A 24,155-nucleotide genomic window follows, 5' to 3' on the forward strand; every position below is an offset into this window, starting at 1 on the left:
AACTTATTAAAATCAATTCCAGTCCATTTTTGCGGACTTGATCTATAAGCCTTGAACTGAAGTTCAAGGCGTACTCAGGGGAAGGTGTAAGATCCGAATACGTAAAAATCCTCAAAAAATTTACCGAATTTTGGGATTACCTGACTTAGCTAGGACTTACGCACTGGTGACGAAAAACTAAGCTTTTGCGATTACTTCGCTAGGCTCGTAATGACGTAAAATTGTAGTCTGTGCGTAAGTCCTGTTAGTACCTGATATGCACCTAGTACTCGACCAACCCTTGCATTGCCAGGTGGAGGCAGGGGGAGAAAAAGATTTTTCTTGGGCTATCAAGCCTGCTTGAGTTGCCTTGGTGGACTACTAGAGGTTGATGTTTATCCCTGATTTTCTGAGATTATGAGAGGAATATGAGATTATTGACATGTAAAACAAATGACTCATTTTAAAAATCCCCCCAGTCTCCCGGAAGTTCACCGCAGTATTGTAATTCCCAATAGTAAAAGCTTTTGGCGCAAGATGCTGGCTTATGCAGGGCCAGGGTATCTGGTTTCAGTGGGATATATAGACCCTGGAAACTGGGCCACAGATATTGCTGGTGGGTCTAAGTTTGGCTATGCCCTCTTGACAGTAATTCTACTGTCTAACTTGATGGCAATATTGTTGCAATCGCTATGTGTGCGTTTAGGTGTTGCTACAGGGCGAGATTTGGCACAAGCTTGCCGGGATTATTTTAATGCAAGGGTTAGCTTTTGTTTGTGGGTAATGTGTGAGATTGCCATTGCTGCTTGTGACTTGGCAGAATTATTAGGAAGTGCGATCGCTCTACAACTTTTATTTGGTATTCCCTTAGTATGGGGTGTGTGTATCACTGCGCTTGATGTCCTGGTATTGTTATTTTTGCAACATAAAGGCTTTCGCTATACAGAAGCTTTGGTAATAATTCTGGTGACAACTGTAGGCATCTGTTTCATTGCAGAAATTCTGTTCTCTCGACCTGATATAGAGGGGATAATGTTTGGATATCTGCCCAAGCAAGAAATTTTACAAAACCCAGAAATGCTCTACATTGCTATTGGCATTTTAGGCGCAACAGTAATGCCTCATAACTTATATTTACACTCTTCTATTGTGCAAACCCGTGATTGGCAACCGAGTACAGAAAAAAGATGGGAAGCAATTAAGTTTGGCACAATTGATTCAACTTTCGCTTTGTCGTTGGCACTATTTATCAACTCAGCGATTTTAATTGTATCTGCTGCAACATTCCATTTTTCTGGTAATTATAATGTGGCAGAAATTCAAGATGCTTATAAACTACTTTCATCATTCTTAGGTGTGAGTGCTGCTAGTACCATCTTTGGAATTGCCTTACTTGCTTCCGGTCAAAGTTCAACACTAACTGCAACCCTGGCTGGACAGATTGTCATGGAAGGGTTTTTACAATTTCGTCTTCCATCGTGGTTACGCCGTTTACTTACCCGTTTGCTTGCAATCGTTCCAGCATTAATTACAATTATTATCTTTGGTGAACATAGTACCAGCAAACTTATAGTTCTAAGTCAAGTTATCCTCAGTTTGCAGTTACCGTTTGCAGTCATTCCTTTGGTGATGTTTACAAGTAATCGCTGCTTAATGGGTGAGTTTGTAAATCCGTTATGGCTCAAATTTTTAGCTTGGGCAGTTGCTATTGTAATCGTTGGGCTAAATGTTTGGTTGCTATTACAAAGTATTTTGAGTTAACTAGGTTTTTAGCGTTAAACCGCTGAGATAACTCCCATAAATAAATTGTTTTAGTTGAATTTGTTGACTGATGACTGATAACTGATGAATGCTGAATTTTCCAAGATGGTTTGTCCTGAAAATATGCACGTAGATAAAAATTAGTGTAGGTTGGCGAGATTTTTTCATCCAACCTACGCTTTTTTCTCTTCACCTGACATCTAATAATGTCTTAAATGCAAGTGCTATGACTGTAATCAGAAAAATCCGGCGCAACCAAATATTACTGAGTTTAATGGCAATGCCTGAACCAATGACTCCGCCAATGAACATGGTAGCACTTAGAATAATTCCGAGTTTATAATCAACTATGCCACGTGAAATAAAGATGATAGTGGCAATTAGTGAAGAAAAAATATTGATTAACTTTGTATTGGCAACTGCCTCAAGAAACGTCATGCGAAATAAGCTAACATAGGCAGTTGTCAATATAGTGATGTAGCCACCACTAAAGAAACCTCCATAAATACCAAGCACAAAAGTTGCTGCGTGTCCTCCAAATTCTGCTAATCTTGATGGGCTACCTGTTGGCGGAATTACTCCAACATTCCGGTTGGTAATTGAGAATATAGCAACTGCAATCATCAAAATAGAAATAATTAATGGCATCAATTTTACTGGCACGGTCAGCACAATTACAGCACCCCAGATTGAGCCTGCAAGTGTCAAAACAATTAGTAGTGGCAAGCGACTATGGTCAATGGTTTTTTTGCCAATAAAAGGCAAAGTTCCACCCATACTCATGAAGGTTAATGCCAGCATATTGGTGGCTAGAGCCGTGCGCGGTTCAATACCTAATTGCAGCATCACTGGTACAGTAATTAGGGAAGTACTACCAGTTACTACACTTATTATACTTGTGATAAGAAACACGATAATAAGGATGAGCAACTGAATATTTGACATAATATTGTTCTTAATGTGATTGGCAATACATTTTTGGAAGTTAATTACAATAGTTAACAGATAACTTCAAACTTTTATTTACTAGCATTACCGTCAATTTATTTTTAAAATAAAACAGATGAAACCCAGTGTCAAACAAATATTTTTTACCAACTAAATTAGTAGAAAATATAAAAGTTGGTAACAAATAAGTTGGTATAAATCACCAATATTAGAATTTCAAGTTTGCAAAATTAATAGTTATCAAATCTGATACTATTCTTTCTATATATACTGAGCAATATCAACTGATTAATTCAGCAACCCTAATTGCAGAAGTTATTGCTCCTTCATGCAAACCATCTCCAAGATAAGCTCCTACATAATAAGTATTGTTTTCACCATTTGTGATGATAACTTCATCCCTATACATAAAGGATTCAGTAGTATATAAAGGAGTGTGGTGTTCTTGTATGTGAATGATTTTGTCTTGAGCAATCAAATTATCCAAGTTAAAAGCCAGACTGTATTGAAGAGATGATGATATTCCACAAAGTTGGTTTAAATAAGCGTTATAACCCCATCCATTATTTGTATGGAAGAAATCAAATTCTGAAGATTGTTTAACACCATAACTCCCATACATTGAGGGATCTGTGTGTATTACAGTTGTTGCTGAGTTTTTCTGCCATCCAGAGAATCTTTTAATTTCGTCCTTAGTCGGGGTAGATAATAACTTTATTATTTGATCGGGTGGTGTTGCAAAAACCACTTTGTCAAACAGATACTTTTGACCGTCTGATAGTACGATAGTCACAGAATTAGTTTTTCTGAATATTTCTGTAACTTCTACGTTAAGAAAAACTTCACCCTGAAAACATTCGAGAATTTTTTCAATATAAGAGTAAACCCCTCCTTTAATTCTTACCCAGTTAGTAAAGATATAATCTCGGAGAACCGGAATAGCCATCTGGGCTGGAAAGTCGTTGATTCGCTCAAATGCCATTGAGTAACTATACATTATCAACAACTTTAACCAGTAGTTTCGGATACACTGGGTTTTAAAAAATTGAGATATTGGCAGGTTATATAATTGGTGTATTTGAGTAAAATTTGTTTTTAAAAATAGTCCAGCAGCATTTGCATAGAGAGTATTCAGCTTCAGAGATTCAATCAAACCATGAATGCCTGTAAAATTTCTTTGAATGGCTACAGATGAAAGAAAATAATCGCCATTTGGTAAGAATATTGCTGAACCAATATCAACAGGTTCTAATTCTACCCCCAAATCTTTCATTAAACCTAAAAAGTTGTGAAACTTAAGAGGAAATTCAAGCACACCACTTTCTAAAATTTGGTCACAATCAGATTGATTTGGTTTAACATTTTTATTTAATGTCCTAATATGTCCACCCAAAATAGATTGTTTTTCAAAAACCGTGACGTGATGACCATTTTTGCCAAGCAGGTATGCCGTTACCATACCGCTTGCTCCGCCTCCAATAATAGCTATTTTCATATTGCACCACTAAACTAATGGAATGCTTTGAGAATTACACAAGAATTTAGAGGACAGAATCAATCAGTCTAGTGAACATCACATAGAAGAATTACTAAATTAAAAATTTAGTGTAGTATTTCACTATATATTTATCGCTGAACATACAAATCTTATACGTTCATAATGAACGTAGGTTGAGCATTTTGAATTTTGATTCTGACTTTCAAATTCCGTTTTGATAATTGATTACAAAACTTTTTGTTACTTTGCTAGAATCACATCTCTTGATAATTTTTGATACAGATTTGCTCCAGTCCAGAAGGTAGCTGCAAAGCCTGGATATCCAGATGAAGCATTACAAAAGTAAAAATTATGTAAAGATGTCTCGTAAGTTAATCTACCAATACCCATATTTTTAGGGGTCAGGTTAGAACCATAAGAGTTGCCTTTGGGACTCCAACAAAACCGCTCATTAGTTGTTGGTGTCCCAGTGATTTTAAAAATCAGATATTTTCTAAAATCAGGAATATAATTTTTTTCTACTACATTGAGAATTGAATTAAAAATTTCTTCTTTTTTTCGTCGATAAGCTTTTCTATTAGTTTGTTTTAGTTTTTGAAAATAATCATAATTAGCAACTGTCAAAAATTCAATTACTTGACATCCTTCGGGACAATCGCGCTCATAATTTGTTATTAAAGTAGGTGTTGTAATAGCAAAACTGGGGTTAGAAAAGTCATGCTTTTCGTACATTTGAGAAAATGCTTCATTTAAATCCTGATGACCAGTATGAAAGGTATTCCATTTTCCAAAGCCGTAATCTCGCAAATCAATATCTTTAACAACGCAGTAGGCCATATAGTTGGAAGGGGAATACTCGTAGTTGAGTTTTTTACGTATCTTGTTTGAAAAGTTTTCAATTCCTATCATCTGGGCAGCTTTTTGAGGATCTATATTACAGATAATAGTTTCAGCAGTAAATTCATAATTTTGATGATTGAGTCTGTTAGTCGCCTTAACTCCAGTTATAGTTTTATTGTTGAGTATAAAATTAGTAACTTCTAAATTTAGCAAAACTTCGCCTCTATTTTCTTCAATAACCTTCACCAAAGAATTAATTACATGCTCAAAATGCTGTGTAGGATAGAAAGCTCCTTTTTGATAGCTAGTAAATAAAATTACCCAAGCGTAAAAAGAAAGTTGAGCAGGTGGCAACAAAAAGTCAGGCCATTGCAAAGCTAAAAGTGTTTGTGCTTCTTTAACTAATTTGAATTGATTAAAAACATCTTGAAGCGTACTATTCAAATATTTTAAAGCAGATGATACTTCAGCAAAATGTTGGAATAATTCAGCAGGAATGATTGGTGGTGATAATATCTTTAATCCTTCACTGACATTCTCAACTTCAAGTATAAATTTACTAATTTGCTTGGCATTTTCTGGAAAAAGATGAGATAAACGCCAGATTAACTCTTGCGGTTCTGAGGGAATATCTAGCGAATAATCAGGCATTCTCATGTGGTCAAAGCCATCAGGATCATATCGCTCAAAAGTTACTTGTTTATCCAAGTTTAATTTTTTCAGAACTCTATTGACAGTTTGTCCTTCACCACAATCCCAAACATAATGCAGTTGAGCATTAAACTTATATTTTTTTGCCATTGTAAATGTATGACCAAAGCCTCCTGGATGTTCATGAGACTCCAATACTTGAACTTTTTTACCAGATTTGGCCATCAAAGACCCAAATACTAATGCTGACAAGCCACTGCCTACAATCAGGTAATCTGTTTTCATTACTGTGGCATTAAAAGTATATAAATTTAATCTGCATTATCTTCAAATGGTTTTTCATGAATCTTTGGATAGATTTATAGGTTTTGATTCAAGGCTAAAAAATTGATCTGCGATCGCTATCAACCACTACCATATTTCAGCACTCGTTCCCATTACCAACGCTATGCTGTTTCTACCGTTATTTCTTGACCACGAATTGGAATACCATAGAGACAATTCATGAATTATCTTTACATGAAAATAGATATCTGCATACAAATGTCAACTAATTGACGTTTTTGCCTGTACATGGATGAGCGATCGCGCCATAAGGCAAATATGTTGTTAAAGTAAGCTTGATATACAAGTCTTCTAGTAAAAACCGACTTTCCTCGAAAATCAGCCATTCTCTAACAAGCTTCATTAGACACGCAGTAGCGCATTGTGAGGAAAATTTGAGACTTGAGAGCAAAAGTATTTTTAATTGCTCAGTAAACTGCTAGAATCTCCATATTGTCTATCGAGAATATGAAGTTATTATTTTTTCGTAATTTTGATACCAGTAATCATCTATTACTTTAGACTGTATATAACTATATATCGATCGACTAACAGTAGATTGAAAGGAGGAAATGGAATGACTTTGTGGCAACATCAACTGCGGAAATTACAAGCCATCGCCGAGCAGAGAAGATACAGATTCAGGCTAAAATCGGTCAAAGGCTTTGTATCGCTGGCACTGGTAGGGGCGATTTTGAGTGTAGCGATCGCCGCCTGTTCTGGTAATAATACAAATAATTCTTCTGCTGAAACCCCTAATGCTAGTCCTGTGGCTGCTAGCAAAGATAACATAGAATTAACATTGGTTTCCTTTTCCGTTACTAAAGCAGCTCATGAAGCCATCATTCCCAAATTTGTGGAACAGTGGAAGAAAGAACATAACCAAACAGTCATCTTTAAACAAAGCTACGGCGGATCTGGTTCCCAAACTCGTGCCGTCATCGACGGTTTAGAAGCAGATGTTGTACATTTAGCATTAGCTGGCGACACATCTAAAATTGAGAAAGCAGGACTGATTCAACCAGGATGGGAGAAAGAAGTTCCTAACGATGGTATCGTCTCCAAAACAGTGGCAGCGTTAGTTACCCGTCCAGGGAACCCCAAAGGCCTCAAAACCTGGGCAGACTTAGGAAAAGATGGTGTAAAACTGATTACCGCTGACCCCAAAACATCAGGTATTGCTAAGTGGAATTTCTTAGCACTGTGGAACTCCGTAATCAAAACTGGTGGCGATGACGCTAAAGCCACTGAATTTGTCACCAAAGTTTATCAAAATGTACCAATACTGACAAAAGATGCACGGGAAGCCACTGACACATTTGCCAAGCAAGGTCAGGGAGATGCCTTAATCAACTATGAAAACGAGGTGATTTTGGCAAAACAAAAAGGCGAGAAAGTTGAGTATGTTGTTCCCGATGTGAACATATCCATCGACAACCCCGTCGCCGTGGTAGATAAAAACGTTGATAAGCATGGTACCCGCGAAGTTGCTGAAGGTTTTGTCAAATTCCTCTATACTCCAGAAGCACAGCAGGAGTTTGTCAAACTGGGATTCCGACCAGTGGATGAGAAATTAGCCCAAACTAAAGAAGTTACAGACAAATTTCCCAAAGTAAAAACTCTAGGTACAGTTCAAGACTTCGGCGGATGGAGTGAAATTGATAAGAAGTTCTTCGCAGATGGCGGTGTGTTTGACCAAGTTCAAGCCAAAATCAAACGGTAATTAGTCAATTGTCAGTGGTCAGTAGTCAGACCCTTCGGGTAGGGAAAAGGTTAAAGGGGAAAGGGAAAAGGGAACCCCATAACTCAAGTTAGTTGCTCTGGTATGAGGACGCTGTATTTCTCGTACCCTCCGGGTTCGCCAGTTGCCTGCAAAGGGAGACCCTCCCGCAGCACTGGACTCACTACGTCAGAGCGAAATACATCTTTAACTTTGCTCCATGTTTGAAAACTCTTTCTTGTACCCCTTCCCCCTTCCCCTTTCCCCCTTCCCCCTCTTTGGTCAGTAGTCAGTGGAAAAACTAACAACTAACAACTGACAACTAACAACTAACAAACCTCTTTGAAATTTTCAATTGTTAACTATGACTCTATCCCCTACTGTAGAAGGTGAAGGTAATACTCCCACCCCGAAAGCGTTCTGGCAACAGTTGGTGCGGCTTCCTTGGACTTGGCGAATCACTTTAATATACCTAACAGTGATGTTGTTTCTACCCATAGCTGCCATGTTCCTGAAAGCAAGTACGCAACCTCCAGCTAGGTTTTGGGCGATCGCTACTAGTCCGCTGGCCTTGGCTACATATAATGTCACATTTGTTACCTCAATACTTGCGGCTCTGCTCAATGGCGTTTTTGGTACTCTGATTGCTTGGGTTTTGGTTCGCTACGACTTTCCCTTAAAACGCTTGGTTGATGCCACAGTCGATTTACCCTTTGCCTTACCAACTTCAGTAGCAGGGTTAACACTGGCAACAGTTTACAGCGATAACGGCTGGATTGGTTCACTATTGGCACCTTTAGGAATAAAGATATCTTTCACTCGTGCGGGTGTGGCGGTGGCAATGATATTTATCTCCTTGCCTTTTGTGGTGAGGACTGTACAACCGGTGCTGCAAGAAATGGAACATGAGATAGAAGAAGCCGCCTGGAGTTTGGGTGCTTCTCAGTGGCAGACCTTTTGGAAAGTGATTTTGCCGCCTTTATTTCCGACAATTTTGACAGGTATTGCCTTGGGCTTCTCTCGTGCGGTGGGGGAGTATGGCTCGACTGTGATTATTTCTTCTAATACACCTTACCAAGATTTAATCGCACCTGTGCTGATTTTTCAACGTTTGGAGCAGTATGACTATTCTGGCGCCACAGTAATTGGCATAGTTCTACTATCAATTTCTTTGGTGCTGCTTTTAGCAATTAACTTCTTACAAGCGTGGGCAAGACGATATGACAGTAGATAAGCCTAGTTTACACTCAACTGCATCTGATAGAGATATAGCCAAACCTAGACAGCAAAAGAGTTGGGTACCAGCACTTTTGATTGGGATAGCGATCGCTTACTTAGCCCTGGTTCAATATATACCAGCGCTCAACGTTTTTGTCCAAGCTTTCGCTAAGGGAGTAGGGCCGTTTTTATCCAACCTCAGCAGACCTGCCTTTCTCCATGCAGCTTGGCTGACACTGATATTAGCTGTAATAGCTGTGCCTATAAATACAGTATTTGGACTTTGTGCTGCTTGGGCGATCGCTCGGCACAAATTCCCAGGACGCGCTTTAGTATTAAGTATTATTGACCTGCCCTTTTCAATTTCCCCAGTGGTTGCAGGATTGATGATTGTCCTACTCTACGGGCGCAATGGGTGGTTTGGCCCTTGGCTGCAAGCACACGATATCAAAATTATCTTTGCCTTTCCCGGTATGGTGCTAGCTACAGCGTTCGTAAGTATGCCCTTTGTCGCCCGTGAGGTTATTCCAATTTTAGAAGAGTTCGGTAAAGATCAAGAAGAAGCTGCTAAAATTCTCGGTGCAAATGATTGGCAAGTATTTTGGCGCGTCACCCTACCCAGCATTCGCTGGGGTTTACTATACGGCTTAATTTTGACAAACGCCAGAGCAATGGGTGAATTTGGCGCGGTTTCAGTAGTATCTGGCAACATTGCCGATAAAACCCAAAGCTTACCACTGTTTGTAGAAGATGCTTACAAACAATATGAAACCGAGGCTGCCTTTTCTGCGGCTGTACTGTTGGCACTGTTAGCAGTAGTAACCTTGGTACTCAAAGAGATTTTAGAACGCAAAACCCGTATTAAAGATGTTGAATAAGTGATTGGCGAGCAGGGGAGATGAGGGAGATGAGGGGGATAGGGAGAATATCAATTCCCAATTCCCAATTCCCAATGCCCCATTCCCTATTCCCAATTCCCAATTCCCAATTCCCAATTCCCAATTCCCAATTCCCAATTCCCAATATGGCTAGTGACAATACGCTTATCCATAAACGGATTCGAGTTAGAATTCCTAAGGACTATCACCAAGAACCTGTGATTTCTCGCTTGGTGTCCGACTACGGTTTGATTGTGAACATCACTGCGGCAATTCTGGGAGCTAATGCTGTCGGAGATGGTTGGTTTGACCTGGAATTGCAAGGAACAAAAGAACAAATTCAGAATGGATTAACCTATCTCCATGACTTAGAACTAGAAGTCTGGGATGACACCAAAATAGCTAATTGGTAAAAAAGTGCTTTGATATCATCTCCGTATTTGAGCCAAGCCACGCCAGTAGCGTGCGTTATGGACTCTTGTCCTAACGCACCAAAAATCAGTCATGGTGAAGCAGCGCTCTTGTTAGGGTACATTCTGGTGTACCCCACAGTACTCAATAATTGTAAACTTATGTAAAAGTTCTATTTTTGGTCTATACGATGATTTCTCGTCGCACTTTTTTAAGCATATTATTTGCCACTTGTTTTGCTGTGATGAGTTGGTTGAATTTTGCCCCCAAAGCAATAGCATTGGGTGGTAAACTTCCTGCAATTAATCAACCAGCACCAGATTTTATCTTGCCAACCAACACAGGGAATGGCAAACTATCCCTATCTGATTTGCGCGGTAAGTGGGTAGTCCTCTACTTTTATCCCAAAGACTTTACCTCTGGTTGCACTATCGAAGCTCGTCGTTTTCAGCAAGATTTACCGAAATACATAGAGAAAAACACTCAGATTATTGGCGTTAGTGCTGATAATGTAGACTCTCATGCTGAATTCTGCGATTCCGAGGGGCTAAAATTTCCTCTCTTGGCTGATACTACCGGTGCAGTAAGTAAAGCTTACGGATCTTGGATTGGTTACGTATCCATGCGCCACAGTTTTATCATCGACCCCCAAGGCATCCTGCGCGAGACTTTTGTCAAGGTTAACCCATCCATCCACAGCACAGAAGTGCTAGCACAACTGGAAAAATTGCAGTCTTCAGCCTCTTAGGGGAAGATGGGGAGATAGGGGGATGGGGGGATGGGGGGATAAGGAAGAAATAACTAATACCCAATTCCCCATTCCCAATTCCCAATTCCCAATTCCCAATTTTGATATTTGCGTAGCCCTTAACTGATTAGCTAGGCTATTGATATCGTGCTTTTTGTAAGGCGTGCTATGGATTTTGAAAGCGAAGCTACCGCCCCGACTGCTACAGACCAGACAGAATTTGCTCAGCCAACGAGTGTTCGTAAGCCACTGGAATTATTACAAAATACTGAAGCTTTGCTACGCCGCCCCACCGTAGCAGCACTGACGCCAATTTTACCGCCAAATCTCAGCCACAAATTGCAAGTAGCTTCAACACTAGCAGATAATTCCTTAAAGGAACTTGCAGAAATTGATATTGAGCAAATTAGCGATTTTGAACTACGACCTGCAAGAATTTTTGTTGGTTTAAGCTTTGTTGGTTTTGGGGCGCTGATGATACTTGTGCTGCTGCTTTATTTACACACGTTACATGCAGAACTCAGTACAATTGAACAGATTCGACATTTTTGGTATCAATATGTTTGGTTTGTCTGTTTGGGTGTTGCGGGCATGTTTATTTTAGGTCGAGAAGCGATGCGTCCTATGCCAAAACAGCCAAAATCAAGAAACCGTAAGTTTTCGTAATTCGTAATTCGTAATTCGTAATTAATACTCAAAACAGTTTAATAACTGTATTTTCACGACATTTGGTATAATTTGATATGAATCATGATGCTTTTATTGTTCCACCAGGTGCAAAGATTTCTCTGAAAAAAAACTATGACCCAGCTTATAAGATAGAATTTGCAGAAAAGAATGATGCCGGAATAAAATTACAAAAAGATATTGAACAAATAGCAAAGTATCAAGATATTCTCTATGCTCAAAATACTTATGCATTGCTAATTATTTTCCAGGCAATGGATGCCGCCGGCAAAGATAGCACAATTAAACATGTAATGTCTGGTGTGAATCCCCAAGGATTTCAGGTATTTAGTTTTAAAGCACCTAGTACGGAAGAATTAGACCATGACTATCTATGGCGAAATATGAAGGCTTTGCCAGAACGCGGTCGTATTGGCATATTCAACCGTTCCTATTATGAAGAAGTGCTAGTGGCTCGTGTTCATCCAGAAATTCTGAAAAAGCAGCAATTGCCTGAATATCCTCCAGGAAATAAAATTTGGAAGCAGCGGTTTGAAGAAATCAATAATTTTGAAAAATATTTGGTAAATAATGGAATTATTGTACTTAAATTTTTTCTGAATGTTTCTAAAGCTGAACAGAAAAAACGTTTTCTTGCTCGCATTGACTCACCAGATAAAAACTGGAAATTTTCAGTAAATGATGTCAAGGAAAGAGCTTTTTGGGATGATTATATGGATGCTTATGAAGATGTTTTTAATAATACTAGCAGTTCCTGGGCACCTTGGTATGTTATTCCTGCCGATCGCAAATGGTTTACACGCCTTGTAGTTGCCGATATCATCTGCACAAAGTTAGAATCACTCAAATTAAAATATCCAACAGTTAGTGAAGCAGATAAGCAGCGACTTGTGGAAGCAAAGCATATGCTAGAACAAGAAAATTAGGCGTTGCTCAATTGTAAGTAGGGCGGCGCAAATAAAGTTAAATGTGAGGATCGTCAGTTGTCAGTTGTCAGTTGACAGTTGTCATTAGTTATTTATAGTCCCCATTGCCCCTTATCCCCAGAGGGGGCCCCGAATTTCCCATTCCCCATTCCCAATTCCCAATTCCCCAACTTTTTAATCATTAATCGCACCCCTGACCAATATAACCGTACTTTCTACACCAGAAGCGATCGCTTCAGGAATATTACCTTGAATTGCCTGTTGTAATAATCCCTCCCGCGAAGCTCCTAAAACAACAACATCGTAACCTTCAGTTTTCACCAAGTTAATTACGCCTTCGGCAACTGAATTCGCTTGTACTGGCACAGCAACCACTGTACTAGACAGTTTGCGGTGACGCATGAGTTGACGGATGGCTTGTTCTAAAACTGTCATATCTGGTTTGATTTCAGATGACTTAAACACCTGTGTCAAGCGAATTTCCGCTTCATCGCCTAATGTCACTAAAGCGGGTAACAACTTCAGCGCCACCCTAGAATTGGGGCCTCCAGCCATTGGTAATAGCCAGCGGTTGAATTGGGGAGTCGGGAGTGGGGAGTCGGGAGTGGGGGAAGATGAGGGGGATGAGGTAGAATTTTCTCCCCAGTTCCCCAGCTCCCCATCTCCCCAGCTCCTCTGCTCCCCAGCTCCTCTGCCTAGCTTTACCAATACAACATCGCAGGTAGCTTGGCGAATTAAAGTATCTACGACACTACCAAAAATCCTACCAGGGGTAGATGTGCTACCTTTCCATCCCATCAACAGTAAATCTATGTGTCGTTCGTTAATTGTCTCTAAGATTGCTTGGGCGGCATCGTGGGCGACTCGAATCTGTGTATGCACGGGAATTCGCCACTTTTTCGCCAAAACTTCTGCCTGTCTGAGCAAGCGGCGACTTTTTGCGGTTCTGACTTGTGTTTCTGTGGGAGAACTATGACGCGATACTAACATCACTTGTACACACTCTATTTCATAATGGCGATCGCGGGCAATGGCTGCTGCCATTTGTAAGAGGGTGGCTGCGGTTTCAGGATTCGCCACTGGTACTAATAATCTACCTCTACCAATGCTGGGCGATCGCGTTTGGTAAACTACATAAGAAGGTTCTGCTTGCAGTTTTGGGGTAGCATGTTCACAATTGAGATGCTCTACTTCTGCACGAATTATATCTGCACGAGTAATAATGCCAATTAATTTCCTACCTTCCACCACTGGTAAACGACTAATTTGATAGCGATCTAGTAAATACAGTACATTCCTGAGATTGTGTAAGGGTGTTACCGTGATCGGGCTAGCAACCATAATTTCCCTCAACCGTGTATCATTAGGCATGTTGCGATTGTGGATCTTGGTTAAATCCGATTGCGTCACAATCCCTACTAGCTTGCAGTCCTCAACTACTGGGAAACCGCGATGATGAGAACGAGAAAATGCCTGCTTTGCTTCATCCAAGGTCATGTCTGCGTCTAGAGTCTCTACCTGTTGCTGCATGACATCTTTAGCAGTGAGATTTCTCAGGATGCCATCGCTAGGCGCTGCTTTAGTGATAATGATACCGTTTAATTGTAAAAGTTTATCGTAAAGCGATCCCTGTGCTACTTTATCAGCAACTAGGTAAGCTACTACAGACACAATCATCAAAGGCAGTACTAAATTGAAATCTGTAGTCATTTCAAACACAATCACAATTGCTGTGATTGGCACTTTAGAAACAGCGCTAAAAAAACCCCCCATTCCCGCTAAAGCATAGGTAGTAGAGGAACCAACTCCCAACAACTGGGACTCGCACACACCAACCAAATGCCCTAAGCAAGAACCTAATATCAAGCTAGGGGCGAATAAACCTCCTGGTGCCCCGGAACCAAATGCTATGAGGGTAAGAATAAACTGAGCTACAAATACCATCACCGCCAAGGATGGATTTGCATTACCAGTAATTATATACTCTCGCAAACCAGTATTATCACGAAAATACTCAGGGAGTATTGCTACTATAATACCGGAAACAAATCCAGCTAAAGCCACTCTTAGCGGCAAACTCACATGTAATTGTTTATAACATTTTATACTTTTAATAATGCCATGATTAAACAAAGCACCTAGTAACCCTGCTAAGATGCCCAACAGGAGGAATAAAGGAATTTCTGGCAGAGAAAACTTGCTCTTGTAATTAAGTAACTGTAGGTTGAGTTCTAGACTACCACCACCCAACAGCCGAGATACCACCCCACCAATGAAAGAAGCAACGATGGCAGTACCTAGGGTTATTCCAGATAAATCTTGAAGTAACTCCTCAACGATAAATAATACACCCGCCAGCGGGGCATTGAAAGCCGCTGCCAAACCAGCACCAGCACCAGCAGCAATCATCTGCCGTCGATGATCTGGGGAAGTGGGAACCCAACGACTCATTCCCGCTGCCAAACTTGCCCCTACTTGCACGGTGGGGCCTTGCCTTCCTAAAGTGATACCTGAACCTAAAGCAATCATGGCACTAAGTAGCTTGACAATTGCCACCCGCCAGGATAAATTACTAGCAACATTGGCAAGAGTAGCTTTCACTTGAGGAATACCACTTCCTGATGCCTCCGGTGCTAACCTTTGTACCAAAGCACCAGCCAAAAACCCAAAGACTAAACCCACCACTGGCAAGGCAAACCATGCTGGTAAAATGTGGGAAGTGTGGACTCGCCATGTCCCTAGCCATCCCGATCCCACTTTCAGGAATACCGCAGACAAAGCCGCCACCAGACCAATAATAGAAGCTTCTGCGATCGCTAAACCTCTTCTAGGTTGCAACCAGCTGCGAAAGCGCTGAGAAAGAACAGGAAGCGACATCATAATTAAAAATTAAAAATTGAATCAATTAAGCAAGTAAGCAAATATTGATTTTTGATCGCTTTAAACAATCAGCCCAAAACTTTGCATCTTCTTTCCCTAAACGCAAAAGTATTAAATAGAGTACAACCAAAAATTAGCACTCTATCAAGCTGCATATCATCAGCTTTAACACTTACATCATTCTATACAGAAATTTTACAATTTTTTAATTTTCAATTATTCCTGCCAGTAATAGATAGTCCTTCTACTATCAAAGAAGGAGTATAACAAGAACCGTTCCAATCGGCATCACTACCTAATTTCACTAAGTTTTTCAGGGCTGTGTAGATATTACCTGTAACCATGGTATCTTTAACACGCCCAATTACCTGACCATTTTGTACTCGGTAACCCAAATCAATATTGATGGAAAAGTCCCCAGAAATGCCATTGCCATTACCCAGCATCTGATCCACAATCAAGCCATCATCCATCTGTTTAATTAAGCCTGACAGTGATGTAGAACCAGGCTGGATGAGGAAATTAAATAAACCAGGGGTAGGATAGCTACCCAAGCCAGGGCGAAAACCATTACCAGTAGTGCTAATACCTAGCTGTCGTCCCGTGGTGCGATCGCAGTAAAAATGCTGTAAAATCCCGTTTTGGATAAATACTAAACGAGTAGTAGGAGTGCCCTCGTCATCAAAAGGGCAACTGTAAGGGCCTGCTTCTGGGTCTTGGTAGAGAGTGAGGCTGGGTGAAATTACTGGCTTCCCTAGTTTATCTGCCCAAGGGGAAGCTGCTTCCAAGACACGCTTGCCATTCAAAGCTGCTTGTGCAGTACCCCAAAGCATATCAGCAGCTTTAGATGTGAACAAAATCGGCACACGACCGCTAGGCGCTAAAACATTTTCTCTCGCCCAAATCAGCCGTTGTATAATTTGATTAGCTAACTTCTCAGGTTGTAGGGAGTCTCGCTGAGTTTGTCCATCAGAAACACTTAAAAAATCATCGCCACGTATCCATTCTGCTGATACATAGCAACTGAGAGTGGTGTCATTGTAGTAACAATCTAAACCTTGACTATTGACAAGTCGAGTAGTTTCTACATCACATTCCCAGTCACTACTGCAAAGCACATCGGGATAAACTTCACGAATAAGTGCGATCGCTTCTTTACCCCAATTAACCAACACCTCAATGGGTAAAGCCTTACCCAAATCTGGATAGGATGGCTTAAAGTTACTGCCTAATTCCATCGGTTCTGGTTGATTGAGTTGACTCAAAGCTAAAGCTCGTTCTACCATCGCTCGTGCTGACACAGCACCATAAGCGACTGTGAGTCCTGGACGCCCATTTCGCCACAGCCGCAGTACTGTGCCTTCAGATTCGCTGGTTTCTAGCTGCTTAAGCCGATTAGCTTCAAAAAACACAGGTCGAGAAAGCGATCGCGACTGATATACCTCAGCTGCTTCTGCTCCCGATTTGATGGCTAGTTCCAGCAGCTGTTCTGCTAGTATATCTTGTGACAAATTTTCTGCACCCATGACCCTTGATAAATTGTGGATTTTGCGAAAAGTTTGAGCGGTGAGGGGGTCGCAGTCTTGGACGGCACTTCCTTCAAATCGGGAAACCCGTCCAACGGAGTGCCTCCGCTTACCGTCGATTGCGATCTCAAGAGCGTTAGCGACGCAGGAGCGTCACCCCCGAATCCGAAGGAAGGTTTCCTCCGAGCAAAGCTTTTCAAGACGGATTTTAAACTGCGGACAAACGCAGATAATTATCCCAAATCATTGGTGCCTATCTGCATCTATCAGCATTTGATATTTTTGTAATGCAGATAGACGCAGTTAATTATCCCAAATCATTGGTGTCTATCTACAGTTCATGGACGCAGAAATTTATCCCCAAATTACCAGCATGTATCACTCTGTATCAGTGAAAGTATGAAGTAAGAAGTTAGAAAGTAGGAAATATGAAAATAAGCCTATGAACAAATTCAAAAGCTTGTATCCAATTTTTCTTCTGCTTTCAGCCTTCATCCTTTCTTCGGTGATCAGTGCCTTCTGTTCACATACACTAATTTGGCAAAACTTTACGAGAGATTTACTTCTTGTAACAACCAAAACCCCGCAAAAGATTCTGCTTGCGGATCAGACTGTACGCCGAGAAAATGCACTCCGTTGGCTTTTTGTTTAGCTTCTTCAAAACCTCTGGCTTCTGCTAAAGTTTGTGGATTTTTGATATTTGCCAAAATCCAACTTTCAGTCACACCAGTTTCTAAAACTAATCTATCTCCTAGGCTAGTATCAAACTTCAAAAAAGCCAACTCCAAACCAGACATCCAACCTGCTATAGGCAATGCTCTGGGTGAGAAAATCAAAACACCAGGAATACGGGTTTCGGGGGATAATTGCGCCAACTCTAGGGGAAACGCTTCCCCAAAACCAATGTCCCACTCTGACATTTCTGCAAAATCCGCAGCTTGTAAACTGACAAATACCCACTGTTTTCCTTCTAATGCATCTGGTAAACGTTGGGGTAAAGGTCTTTCCAAGCGTACCGAGGGATTAGTTCCCCCTTGATATCCCGGTTCCTGGGGATACACCTCTTCCATCCGCTGTTTCAGCCATTGGTTGAGAAACAAAGTGCGGCGGCTAGGCAAAGCAGGAATACCCGCATCTTGACAAGCTTTAGTAATCATATTGTTCATTTGGCGACGGAAAAAGCGGATTTTGATTGGTGCTTTTCCCGCTTTGGTAATTGCCTCCTGCAATGCCGTCCGCAACCAAACCGAGTTTACCTGGGTGCTAGAACAATATTGAGCATAGCGAAACAAGGAATCTGTACTTGTCCCGACATTCAGAGGACTTTCGCAAATTAAGACTTCCCAAACTTTTTTTTGATTTTCGTCCAGAATTGGACGGGAGTAAAAATCGAGTTCCCAAATACTGCCCATGTAATGCCCGTAAAAATTTGGCGACTTTATATTTTGCTTATATTCATCATAAGAGGCTATGGGCAGTGTCTACCAAATGCCGCGTTATGAGACAGAAGGCAGAAGGCAGAACTTATTCCCTCATCTCCCCTGCTCCCCTGCTCCCCTGCCCACCCTGCCCTATTAGTTAAAATGTGTAGTGTCGAATGCCTGTAAGAGTTGGTTCTATGTCTCTGACAGTTCAAGACTTGGAAAAAATGCAGCACCAGTTTCCCAATTACCGTATGGAACTAGTCCAGGGGAATATCATTGTTATGAGTCCATCAGGATACGAGTCAGATGAAGTTGCAGCTGGTATGATTGCCCAGTTATATAACTGGGTTCGACCTCGCAAACTTGGACGGGTAGCAGCTTCTAGCGCAGGTTTTCGCTTGTCAAATTCAGATTTACGAGCGCCGGATGCATCATTTGTGTTTGCAGAACGCTTGCGTCGCAGTCCTAAGTCTTTCGCTGAGTTGGCTCCTGATTTGACGGTTGAGGTCAAGTCTCCCAGCGATAATTTAGCAGAACTTCGAGCCAAAATTCGGGAATTTCTCGCTTTGGGAACTAAAGTAGGAATTCTCATCAACCCAGATGAACGGATAGTTGAAGTGTACTACTCTGGACAAGAAGCGATAGTACTTCGTGATGGTGATATTTTAACAGTGCCAGAAGTGCTTCCTGGGTGGGAAGTGCAAATTTCTGATTTGTGGGCACCAGAATTTGACTAAAAGTTTTAACGAGTCGCGGCTTTAGCGTAGGATTTGAGCTTCTCTAACGTAATCTTTTGCAGTTGCTTCCATCAAAGCATAGCAATTTAAAAATTCTAGTTCACTGCTGATAATATTTTTACGAGTTTCAAAAATTAATCTATCAGTCAAATATTCCATGACTACTGGTTGCAGTGTGAAAAATGCAGCACTTTTTTCAATTAGCGATCGCCTCACCCCAATCTTGATGATACTTAGTAATTAATAATCCTGGTTGAGTAGAGGAATTTGTGGGCTTTTGTGGTTGTTCTGTTCCTATTTGTTTCTGGTTTCGCTTTTGGATATAGTCCAACACCTGGACTATATCAGCGATAATAGCGACTACACCTGCAATAATTGTGAGGTATCCATGTTTAGCGAGTTCTAAGTATGGTGGCGTTGTCCTGAATTTAACACTTAGCTCCACGATCGCCTTTCAACATCAGAAAAAAATTTAACAAGATCGCGATCGGGAATAGGAAACAATGTAGATGAAATATTTAAATATCAATTACAAAGGCTGATAGACATCCCAATATGAGCTACTGCCTCAATCCCAGTTGCGATCAACCCCTCAACTCTGATGGTGTAGAATTCTGCCAGAGTTGTGGGATAAAACTCATACCCTTGCTGCGAAACCGCTATCGCATTATTCAGCCACTGGGAGGTGGGGGATTTGGCAGAACTTTTTTGGCAGAGGATGAAGACAAGCTCAAAGAATATTGTGTTGTCAAGCAGCTAGTACCTCAAGTTACAGGAACCAGTGCTTTACACAAGGCTACTGAGCTATTTCGAGAAGAAGCGCGGCGTCTGCAACAGTTAGGGGAGCATCCTCAAATTCCCACCTTGTACGCTTATTTCAGAGAGGAGAACTACCTGTATCTGGTACAGCAGTTAATCAAGGGAAAAACCTTGCGACAAGAGTTAAAAGAGCAAGGAATGTTTAGTGAAGACCAGATTTGGGAAATTTTGAGTGAATTATTGCCTGTTCTCAAGTTTATCCACGAACATCAAGTAGTTCACCGCGACCTGAAGCCAGAAAATATCATTTGTCGTTCCTCTCAAGATATTGATTCCCGTAATTCCAGCACACAACAAGCAAATCTAGTGCTGATTGATTTTGGTGTTGCCAAGCAGTTAACAGAAACTTCTATGGAGCATACAGGAACTAGTATCGGTTCCTATGGCTATGCTTCAATGGAGCAAATGAAACATGGCTTTGCATATCCAGCTAGTGACTTATTTAGTTTGGGTGCTACTTGTTTTTATTTATTGACAGGAATTCCTCCATATCATCTCTACATGGAAGAGGGTTATAACTGGGTGACGCACTGGCAGGAATATTTACCCTCTCCTATATCTGCAAATTTGCAGCATGTGTTAGACAAGCTGTTGCAAAAAGATATGAACTATCGCTACCAGTCAGCAGATGAAGTTCTACAAGATGTACCGCTTCAGCCAAAACAAGCAGTAGTTACACAGGGAATGGCTGTAACACCTTTGCCATCAAGGATTAGCCTCAAATCATCTGTTTCCCCCAAGACTGTCATTCAACCGCAAATCCTATTACCAAAAAAAATTCTATTGGCAGGTGCTGGTGCTATTGTTCTACTTTTAGGGACAGCAGGATATTTACTATATCGGCAAAATTTACCTCTGACTGGACATTTAAGTGAAGTGAATGCCATCGCTTTTAGTCCAGTTGTGGGTAAATCTGCTTCTTTTGAGGCAATTTTTGCTAGTGGCAGTGATGACAAGACTGTTAAACTTTGGAATTTATCCCAAAGGCGGGAAATCCGCACTTTCGAGGGGCATTCAGATTGGGTTTATGCTGTGGCTATCAGTCCAGATGGTCTAACTATTGTTAGTGGCAGTAAAGACAAAACTATCAAAGTCTGGAATCTCAACACAGGACAGGAAATCCGCACTCTGAGGGGGCATAAAAGTTATGTAAATTCTGTGGCCATTAGCCCAGATGGTCAAACTGTTGTGAGTGGTGGTTATGACAAAATCATCAAAGTCTGGAATTTGAACACAGGAGAGGAAATACGTACCTTAACAGGGCATTCAGGAGAAGTTTTATCTGTTGCAATTAGTCCAGATAATCAAACTATTATCAGTGGTAGTACAGACGACACCATCAAAATCTGGAATTTGAGTACTGGCAAAGAAATACGCACTTTGTCCAACCATTCCAGTGATGTGAATGCCCTAGCGATTAGCCCAAATGGTCATTTATTGGTGAGTGCTAGCGATGACAAAACGATTAAACTGTGGAATCTGAAAACGGGTAAGCAAATACGCACCCTAACAGGTCATACTGCCGATGTGAATGCGATCGCATTTAGCCCCAATGGGGAAAATGTCGCCAGTGGTAGCGATGACAAAACTGTTAAAGTCTGGAATCTCAGCACAGGTTTGGCAATACACACCTTTGACAAACATACTGCTGAGGTTTTTGCCGTTGCTTACAGTCCCGATGGCAAAACACTAGTTAGTGGCAGTAAAGATAACACTATTAGAATTTGGCATTTATAGCAAAGTGCTGAGTGCTGAGGAGCCACTGCGGTCTTGGGGTCTCCCCAAGTGGAGCATGTGGCGTTGCTGAGTGCTGAGTATTGAGTGCTGAGTGCTGTATATCTGACTTTCTTAATTAAGAATTACGAATTACGAATTACGAATTACCTAACTAATTTAGCTTTCTCTCCACTCGCTCCAACACAGGAACGGTAGAATAGTGCTTATTTTCTGAGGTTTGCGAGAAAAACCATGACGATGCATCCTACTCTCCAACGTGCATTTACTAACCGCCGTGTTTTGAAAGTGATCAGCGGTTTGAATAACTTTGATCGCGATCGCGTCGCTGCTATCATCAAAGCTGCTGAACTTGGCGGTGCTACTTTTGTTGATATCGCCGCCGATCCCGATTTAGTCAAGTTAGCTAAAAACTTGATAAATTTACCAATTTGTGTATCAGCAGTCGAGCCAGAAAAATTTGTAGAAGCTGTGGCAGCTGGTGCAGATTTAATTGAAATTGGGAATTTCGATAGTTTTTATGCTCAAGGACGCCGTTTTGAAGCTGCTGAAGTATTGGAGTTAACTCACCAAACCCGTGTTCTGCTGCCGGAAATTACTTTATCTGTCACCGTTCCTCATATCCTAGAACTAGATCAACAGGTACAGCTAGCAGAAGAACTAGTCCTAGCTGGAGCCGACATTATTCAAACTGAAGGAGGCACCAGCAGCCAGCCATCTCACTCTGGTAGTCTGGGATTGATTGAAAAAGCCGCTCCCACCTTGGCAGCAGCTTATGAAATTTCCCGCGCAGTGGCAGTACCAGTATTGTGTGCTTCGGGTATTTCTAGCGTCACAGCACCATTAGCGATCGCATCTGGTGCAGCTGGTGTTGGTGTTGGTTCTGCCATCAACCAACTCAATAGCGAAGTTGCAATGATTGCTGCTGTCCGTGGTTTAGTAGAAGCCTTAGCGACAACAAGAGTGCTGAGTGCTAACTAAGTGCTGAGTGCTGAGTGAGGGAGATGAGGGAGAAATAATGTACAGACGATTCGCCGAATCGTCTGTACTGACCCTAACTCCTAACTCCTAACTCCTAACTTCTTTCAGTGCATAAATCACTTGGTCTTGCTGTTGAGTGGTCAATTCTGGGAACATTGGCAAGGATAAAACCTCATAACAGGCTTTCTCTGCTATTGGTAATTGTCCTGGCTGATAACCTAGATTTTGATAAACTGGCTGCAAATGTAAAGGATGGGGGTAGTAAACCATTGTATTTACCCCTCGTTCTTGTAATTGACTACGCACTGTGTCTCGGTATGTAGTACTAGAACCGTTGCGTCCCTCACTGGAAACGCGAATAGTGTATTGATTCCAGACAGCAACGCCTCCAGCTAGTTCTTGGGGTGCAATAATCCCAGGAATTTGACTGAGGAACTGCTGGTAATAAGCAGCGATCGCTTGCCGTTGACTATTCCAAGTATCGAGATAACGCAGCTTAATCTGCAAAATAACCGCTTGTAATGCATCCAAGCGGCTATTTACACCTATTTCCTCGTAATAGTAGCGATTTTTCTGTCCATGCTCCTTGAGTACTCGCAGTTTAGCAGCCAGTTGCGGATCATTGGTTGTGATTGCTCCTCCATCACCACAAGCACCCAAATTCTTGGTAGGGTAAAAACTAAAGCAGCCAATATGTCCAATGCTGCCGACTTTTTGATTACCCCAACTTGCTCCTGTAGATTGAGCGCAATCTTCAATTACTGCTAAATTGTGAGACTGAGCGATCGCCATCAGCGCTGTCATATCTACAGGTTGTCCAAATAGATGCACCGGAATAATGGCTTTGGTTCTGGGTGTCACTGCCGCAGCTACTTGCTGCACATCAATATTAAATGTGGTAGTGTCTATATCAACAAAAATCGGCTTTGCACCCACGGCGCTGATTACTTCAGCAGTCGCTACAAAGGTGAAGGGCGTAGTAATAACTTCATCTCCTGCACCAATTTCTAAGGCTCGTAGCGCCAAAAAAAGTGCATCAGTACCAGAGTTACAAGCTATACAATGATTTACGCTATGATAGGCAGCAAACTGTTGTTCAAAGCCTTCAACCAGAGGCCCACCAATATAACGCCCGGAAGCCAAAACTTCTAAAACGGCTGCACTTACTTCTGCTTCGATAGTTTCGTATTGTTGCTTGTTATCAAATGCTGGAACAGAATTTACGCTTTGGATCATGTGTTTTGATTTTATTTGAAGATACAAAGGATGCACTTCGACCGTCGATTTTTGCTGATTGAAGTGTTTCTCAAAAAGCTTTGAAAAGACTGTCGCTTTGGATACACATCAAAAAAGGTTGTTGGGGAAGGTGAAGGAGTGATACATATCAACCAGGATCTAACACCTCAAATTAAAGTTCCGCAGAATGGGGAATTGGGAATGGGGAATTGGGAATGGGGAATTGGGA

Annotated in this window: 21 protein-coding genes; 11 read left to right on the plus strand and 10 right to left on the minus strand. The window is 41.3% G+C overall.

The genetic code is table 11. The features are described from left to right. The first annotated feature begins 432 nt into the window (after positions 1 to 432). Positions 433 to 1,740: an Nramp family divalent metal transporter gene (locus tag I8748_RS12840; RefSeq protein WP_198124969.1), complete on the plus strand. Its 1,308-nt coding sequence runs from the start codon at positions 433 to 435 to the stop codon at positions 1,738 to 1,740. Between the two features lie 189 nt (positions 1,741 to 1,929). On the opposite strand, the gene I8748_RS12845 is transcribed toward I8748_RS12840, so the two are convergent. From I8748_RS12845 to I8748_RS12860, 4 genes are all read right to left on the minus strand, one after another. Then, positions 1,930 to 2,685 carry a sulfite exporter TauE/SafE family protein gene (locus I8748_RS12845; RefSeq protein ID WP_198124970.1) on the minus strand — a complete coding sequence of 252 codons (756 nt, stop codon included), beginning with the start codon at positions 2,683 to 2,685 and terminating at the stop codon, positions 1,930 to 1,932. Between the two features lie 283 nt (positions 2,686 to 2,968). Beyond that, on the minus strand, positions 2,969 to 4,183 hold the full coding sequence (locus I8748_RS12850; protein ID WP_198124971.1) for an FAD-dependent oxidoreductase: 1,215 nt from the start codon (positions 4,181 to 4,183) through the stop codon (positions 2,969 to 2,971). A 243-nt stretch (positions 4,184 to 4,426) separates the two neighbouring features. After that, positions 4,427 to 5,962 carry a phytoene desaturase family protein gene (locus I8748_RS12855; RefSeq protein WP_198124972.1) on the minus strand — a complete coding sequence of 512 codons (1,536 nt, stop codon included), beginning with the start codon at positions 5,960 to 5,962 and terminating at the stop codon, positions 4,427 to 4,429. A gap of 265 nt (positions 5,963 to 6,227) precedes the next feature. After that, positions 6,228 to 6,365: a hypothetical protein gene (locus tag I8748_RS12860; RefSeq protein ID WP_198124973.1), complete on the minus strand. Its 138-nt coding sequence runs from the start codon at positions 6,363 to 6,365 to the stop codon at positions 6,228 to 6,230. A gap of 213 nt (positions 6,366 to 6,578) precedes the next feature. Here I8748_RS12860 and I8748_RS12865 point away from each other — a divergent pair, with 213 nt between their 5' ends. From I8748_RS12865 to I8748_RS12895, 7 genes are all read left to right on the plus strand, one after another. Then, on the plus strand, positions 6,579 to 7,724 hold the full coding sequence (locus I8748_RS12865) for a sulfate ABC transporter substrate-binding protein (RefSeq protein WP_198124974.1): 1,146 nt from the start codon (positions 6,579 to 6,581) through the stop codon (positions 7,722 to 7,724). Between the two features lie 361 nt (positions 7,725 to 8,085). Beyond that, positions 8,086 to 8,955, plus strand: a complete 870-nt coding sequence (cysT, locus tag I8748_RS12870) for a sulfate ABC transporter permease subunit CysT (RefSeq protein WP_198124975.1) — start codon at positions 8,086 to 8,088, stop codon at positions 8,953 to 8,955. After that, positions 8,942 to 9,817, plus strand: a complete 876-nt coding sequence (cysW, locus tag I8748_RS12875) for a sulfate ABC transporter permease subunit CysW (RefSeq protein ID WP_198124976.1) — start codon at positions 8,942 to 8,944, stop codon at positions 9,815 to 9,817. Before cysT ends, cysW begins: the two co-directional genes overlap by 14 nt. A 146-nt stretch (positions 9,818 to 9,963) precedes the next feature. Beyond that, positions 9,964 to 10,230, plus strand: a complete 267-nt coding sequence (locus tag I8748_RS12880; protein ID WP_198124977.1) for an NIL domain-containing protein — start codon at positions 9,964 to 9,966, stop codon at positions 10,228 to 10,230. 188 nt (positions 10,231 to 10,418) lie between these two features. Next, positions 10,419 to 10,976, plus strand: coding sequence for a peroxiredoxin (locus I8748_RS12885; protein ID WP_198124978.1), 558 nt, complete (start codon positions 10,419 to 10,421; stop codon positions 10,974 to 10,976). A gap of 168 nt (positions 10,977 to 11,144) precedes the next feature. Further along, positions 11,145 to 11,642 carry a hypothetical protein gene (locus tag I8748_RS12890; RefSeq protein ID WP_198124979.1) on the plus strand — a complete coding sequence of 166 codons (498 nt, stop codon included), beginning with the start codon at positions 11,145 to 11,147 and terminating at the stop codon, positions 11,640 to 11,642. Positions 11,643 to 11,719: 77 nt separating this feature from the next. Beyond that, positions 11,720 to 12,589, plus strand: coding sequence for a polyphosphate kinase 2 family protein (locus I8748_RS12895; RefSeq protein ID WP_198124980.1), 870 nt, complete (start codon positions 11,720 to 11,722; stop codon positions 12,587 to 12,589). A gap of 174 nt (positions 12,590 to 12,763) precedes the next feature. Here I8748_RS12895 and I8748_RS12900 read toward each other — a convergent pair whose 3' ends face one another. From I8748_RS12900 to I8748_RS12910, 3 genes are all read right to left on the minus strand, one after another. After that, entirely contained in the window at positions 12,764 to 15,466 is a 2,703-nt protein-coding gene (locus tag I8748_RS12900; protein ID WP_198125005.1) for a chloride channel protein, read from the minus strand. A gap of 215 nt (positions 15,467 to 15,681) precedes the next feature. Next, positions 15,682 to 16,995, minus strand: a complete 1,314-nt coding sequence (locus I8748_RS12905; protein ID WP_198124981.1) for a TldD/PmbA family protein — start codon at positions 16,993 to 16,995, stop codon at positions 15,682 to 15,684. A gap of 548 nt (positions 16,996 to 17,543) precedes the next feature. Continuing rightward, entirely contained in the window at positions 17,544 to 18,407 is an 864-nt protein-coding gene (locus tag I8748_RS12910) for a Tab2/Atab2 family RNA-binding protein (RefSeq protein ID WP_198124982.1), read from the minus strand. Positions 18,408 to 18,613: 206 nt separating this feature from the next. On the opposite strand from I8748_RS12910, the gene I8748_RS12915 reads away from it, so the two are divergent. Beyond that, positions 18,614 to 19,156, plus strand: a complete 543-nt coding sequence (locus I8748_RS12915; protein ID WP_198124983.1) for a Uma2 family endonuclease — start codon at positions 18,614 to 18,616, stop codon at positions 19,154 to 19,156. Between the two features lie 21 nt (positions 19,157 to 19,177). Here I8748_RS12915 and I8748_RS12920 read toward each other — a convergent pair whose 3' ends face one another. Both I8748_RS12920 and I8748_RS12925 read right to left on the minus strand, forming a co-directional pair. Further along, positions 19,178 to 19,372 carry a hypothetical protein gene (locus I8748_RS12920; protein ID WP_198124984.1) on the minus strand — a complete coding sequence of 65 codons (195 nt, stop codon included), beginning with the start codon at positions 19,370 to 19,372 and terminating at the stop codon, positions 19,178 to 19,180. Further along, positions 19,353 to 19,601, minus strand: a complete 249-nt coding sequence (locus tag I8748_RS12925; RefSeq protein ID WP_198124985.1) for a hypothetical protein — start codon at positions 19,599 to 19,601, stop codon at positions 19,353 to 19,355. Before I8748_RS12925 ends, I8748_RS12920 begins: the two co-directional genes overlap by 20 nt. A gap of 110 nt (positions 19,602 to 19,711) precedes the next feature. On the opposite strand from I8748_RS12925, the gene I8748_RS12930 reads away from it, so the two are divergent. Then, the gene (locus I8748_RS12930) at positions 19,712 to 21,712 is read left to right on the plus strand and encodes a serine/threonine-protein kinase (RefSeq protein ID WP_198124986.1); all 2,001 of its coding nucleotides are present in this window, start codon (positions 19,712 to 19,714) and stop codon (positions 21,710 to 21,712) included. A 231-nt stretch (positions 21,713 to 21,943) separates the two neighbouring features. Then, positions 21,944 to 22,690 carry a DUF561 domain-containing protein gene (locus I8748_RS12935; RefSeq protein WP_198124987.1) on the plus strand — a complete coding sequence of 249 codons (747 nt, stop codon included), beginning with the start codon at positions 21,944 to 21,946 and terminating at the stop codon, positions 22,688 to 22,690. An 87-nt stretch (positions 22,691 to 22,777) separates the two neighbouring features. Here I8748_RS12935 and I8748_RS12940 read toward each other — a convergent pair whose 3' ends face one another. Next, positions 22,778 to 23,926 carry a DegT/DnrJ/EryC1/StrS family aminotransferase gene (locus I8748_RS12940; protein ID WP_198124988.1) on the minus strand — a complete coding sequence of 383 codons (1,149 nt, stop codon included), beginning with the start codon at positions 23,924 to 23,926 and terminating at the stop codon, positions 22,778 to 22,780. Positions 23,927 to 24,155: the final 229 nt, after the last annotated feature.

It is taken from the genome of Amazonocrinis nigriterrae CENA67, from assembly GCF_016056305.1.
Taxonomy (GTDB): Bacteria; Cyanobacteriota; Cyanobacteriia; order Cyanobacteriales; family Nostocaceae; genus Amazonocrinis; species Amazonocrinis nigriterrae.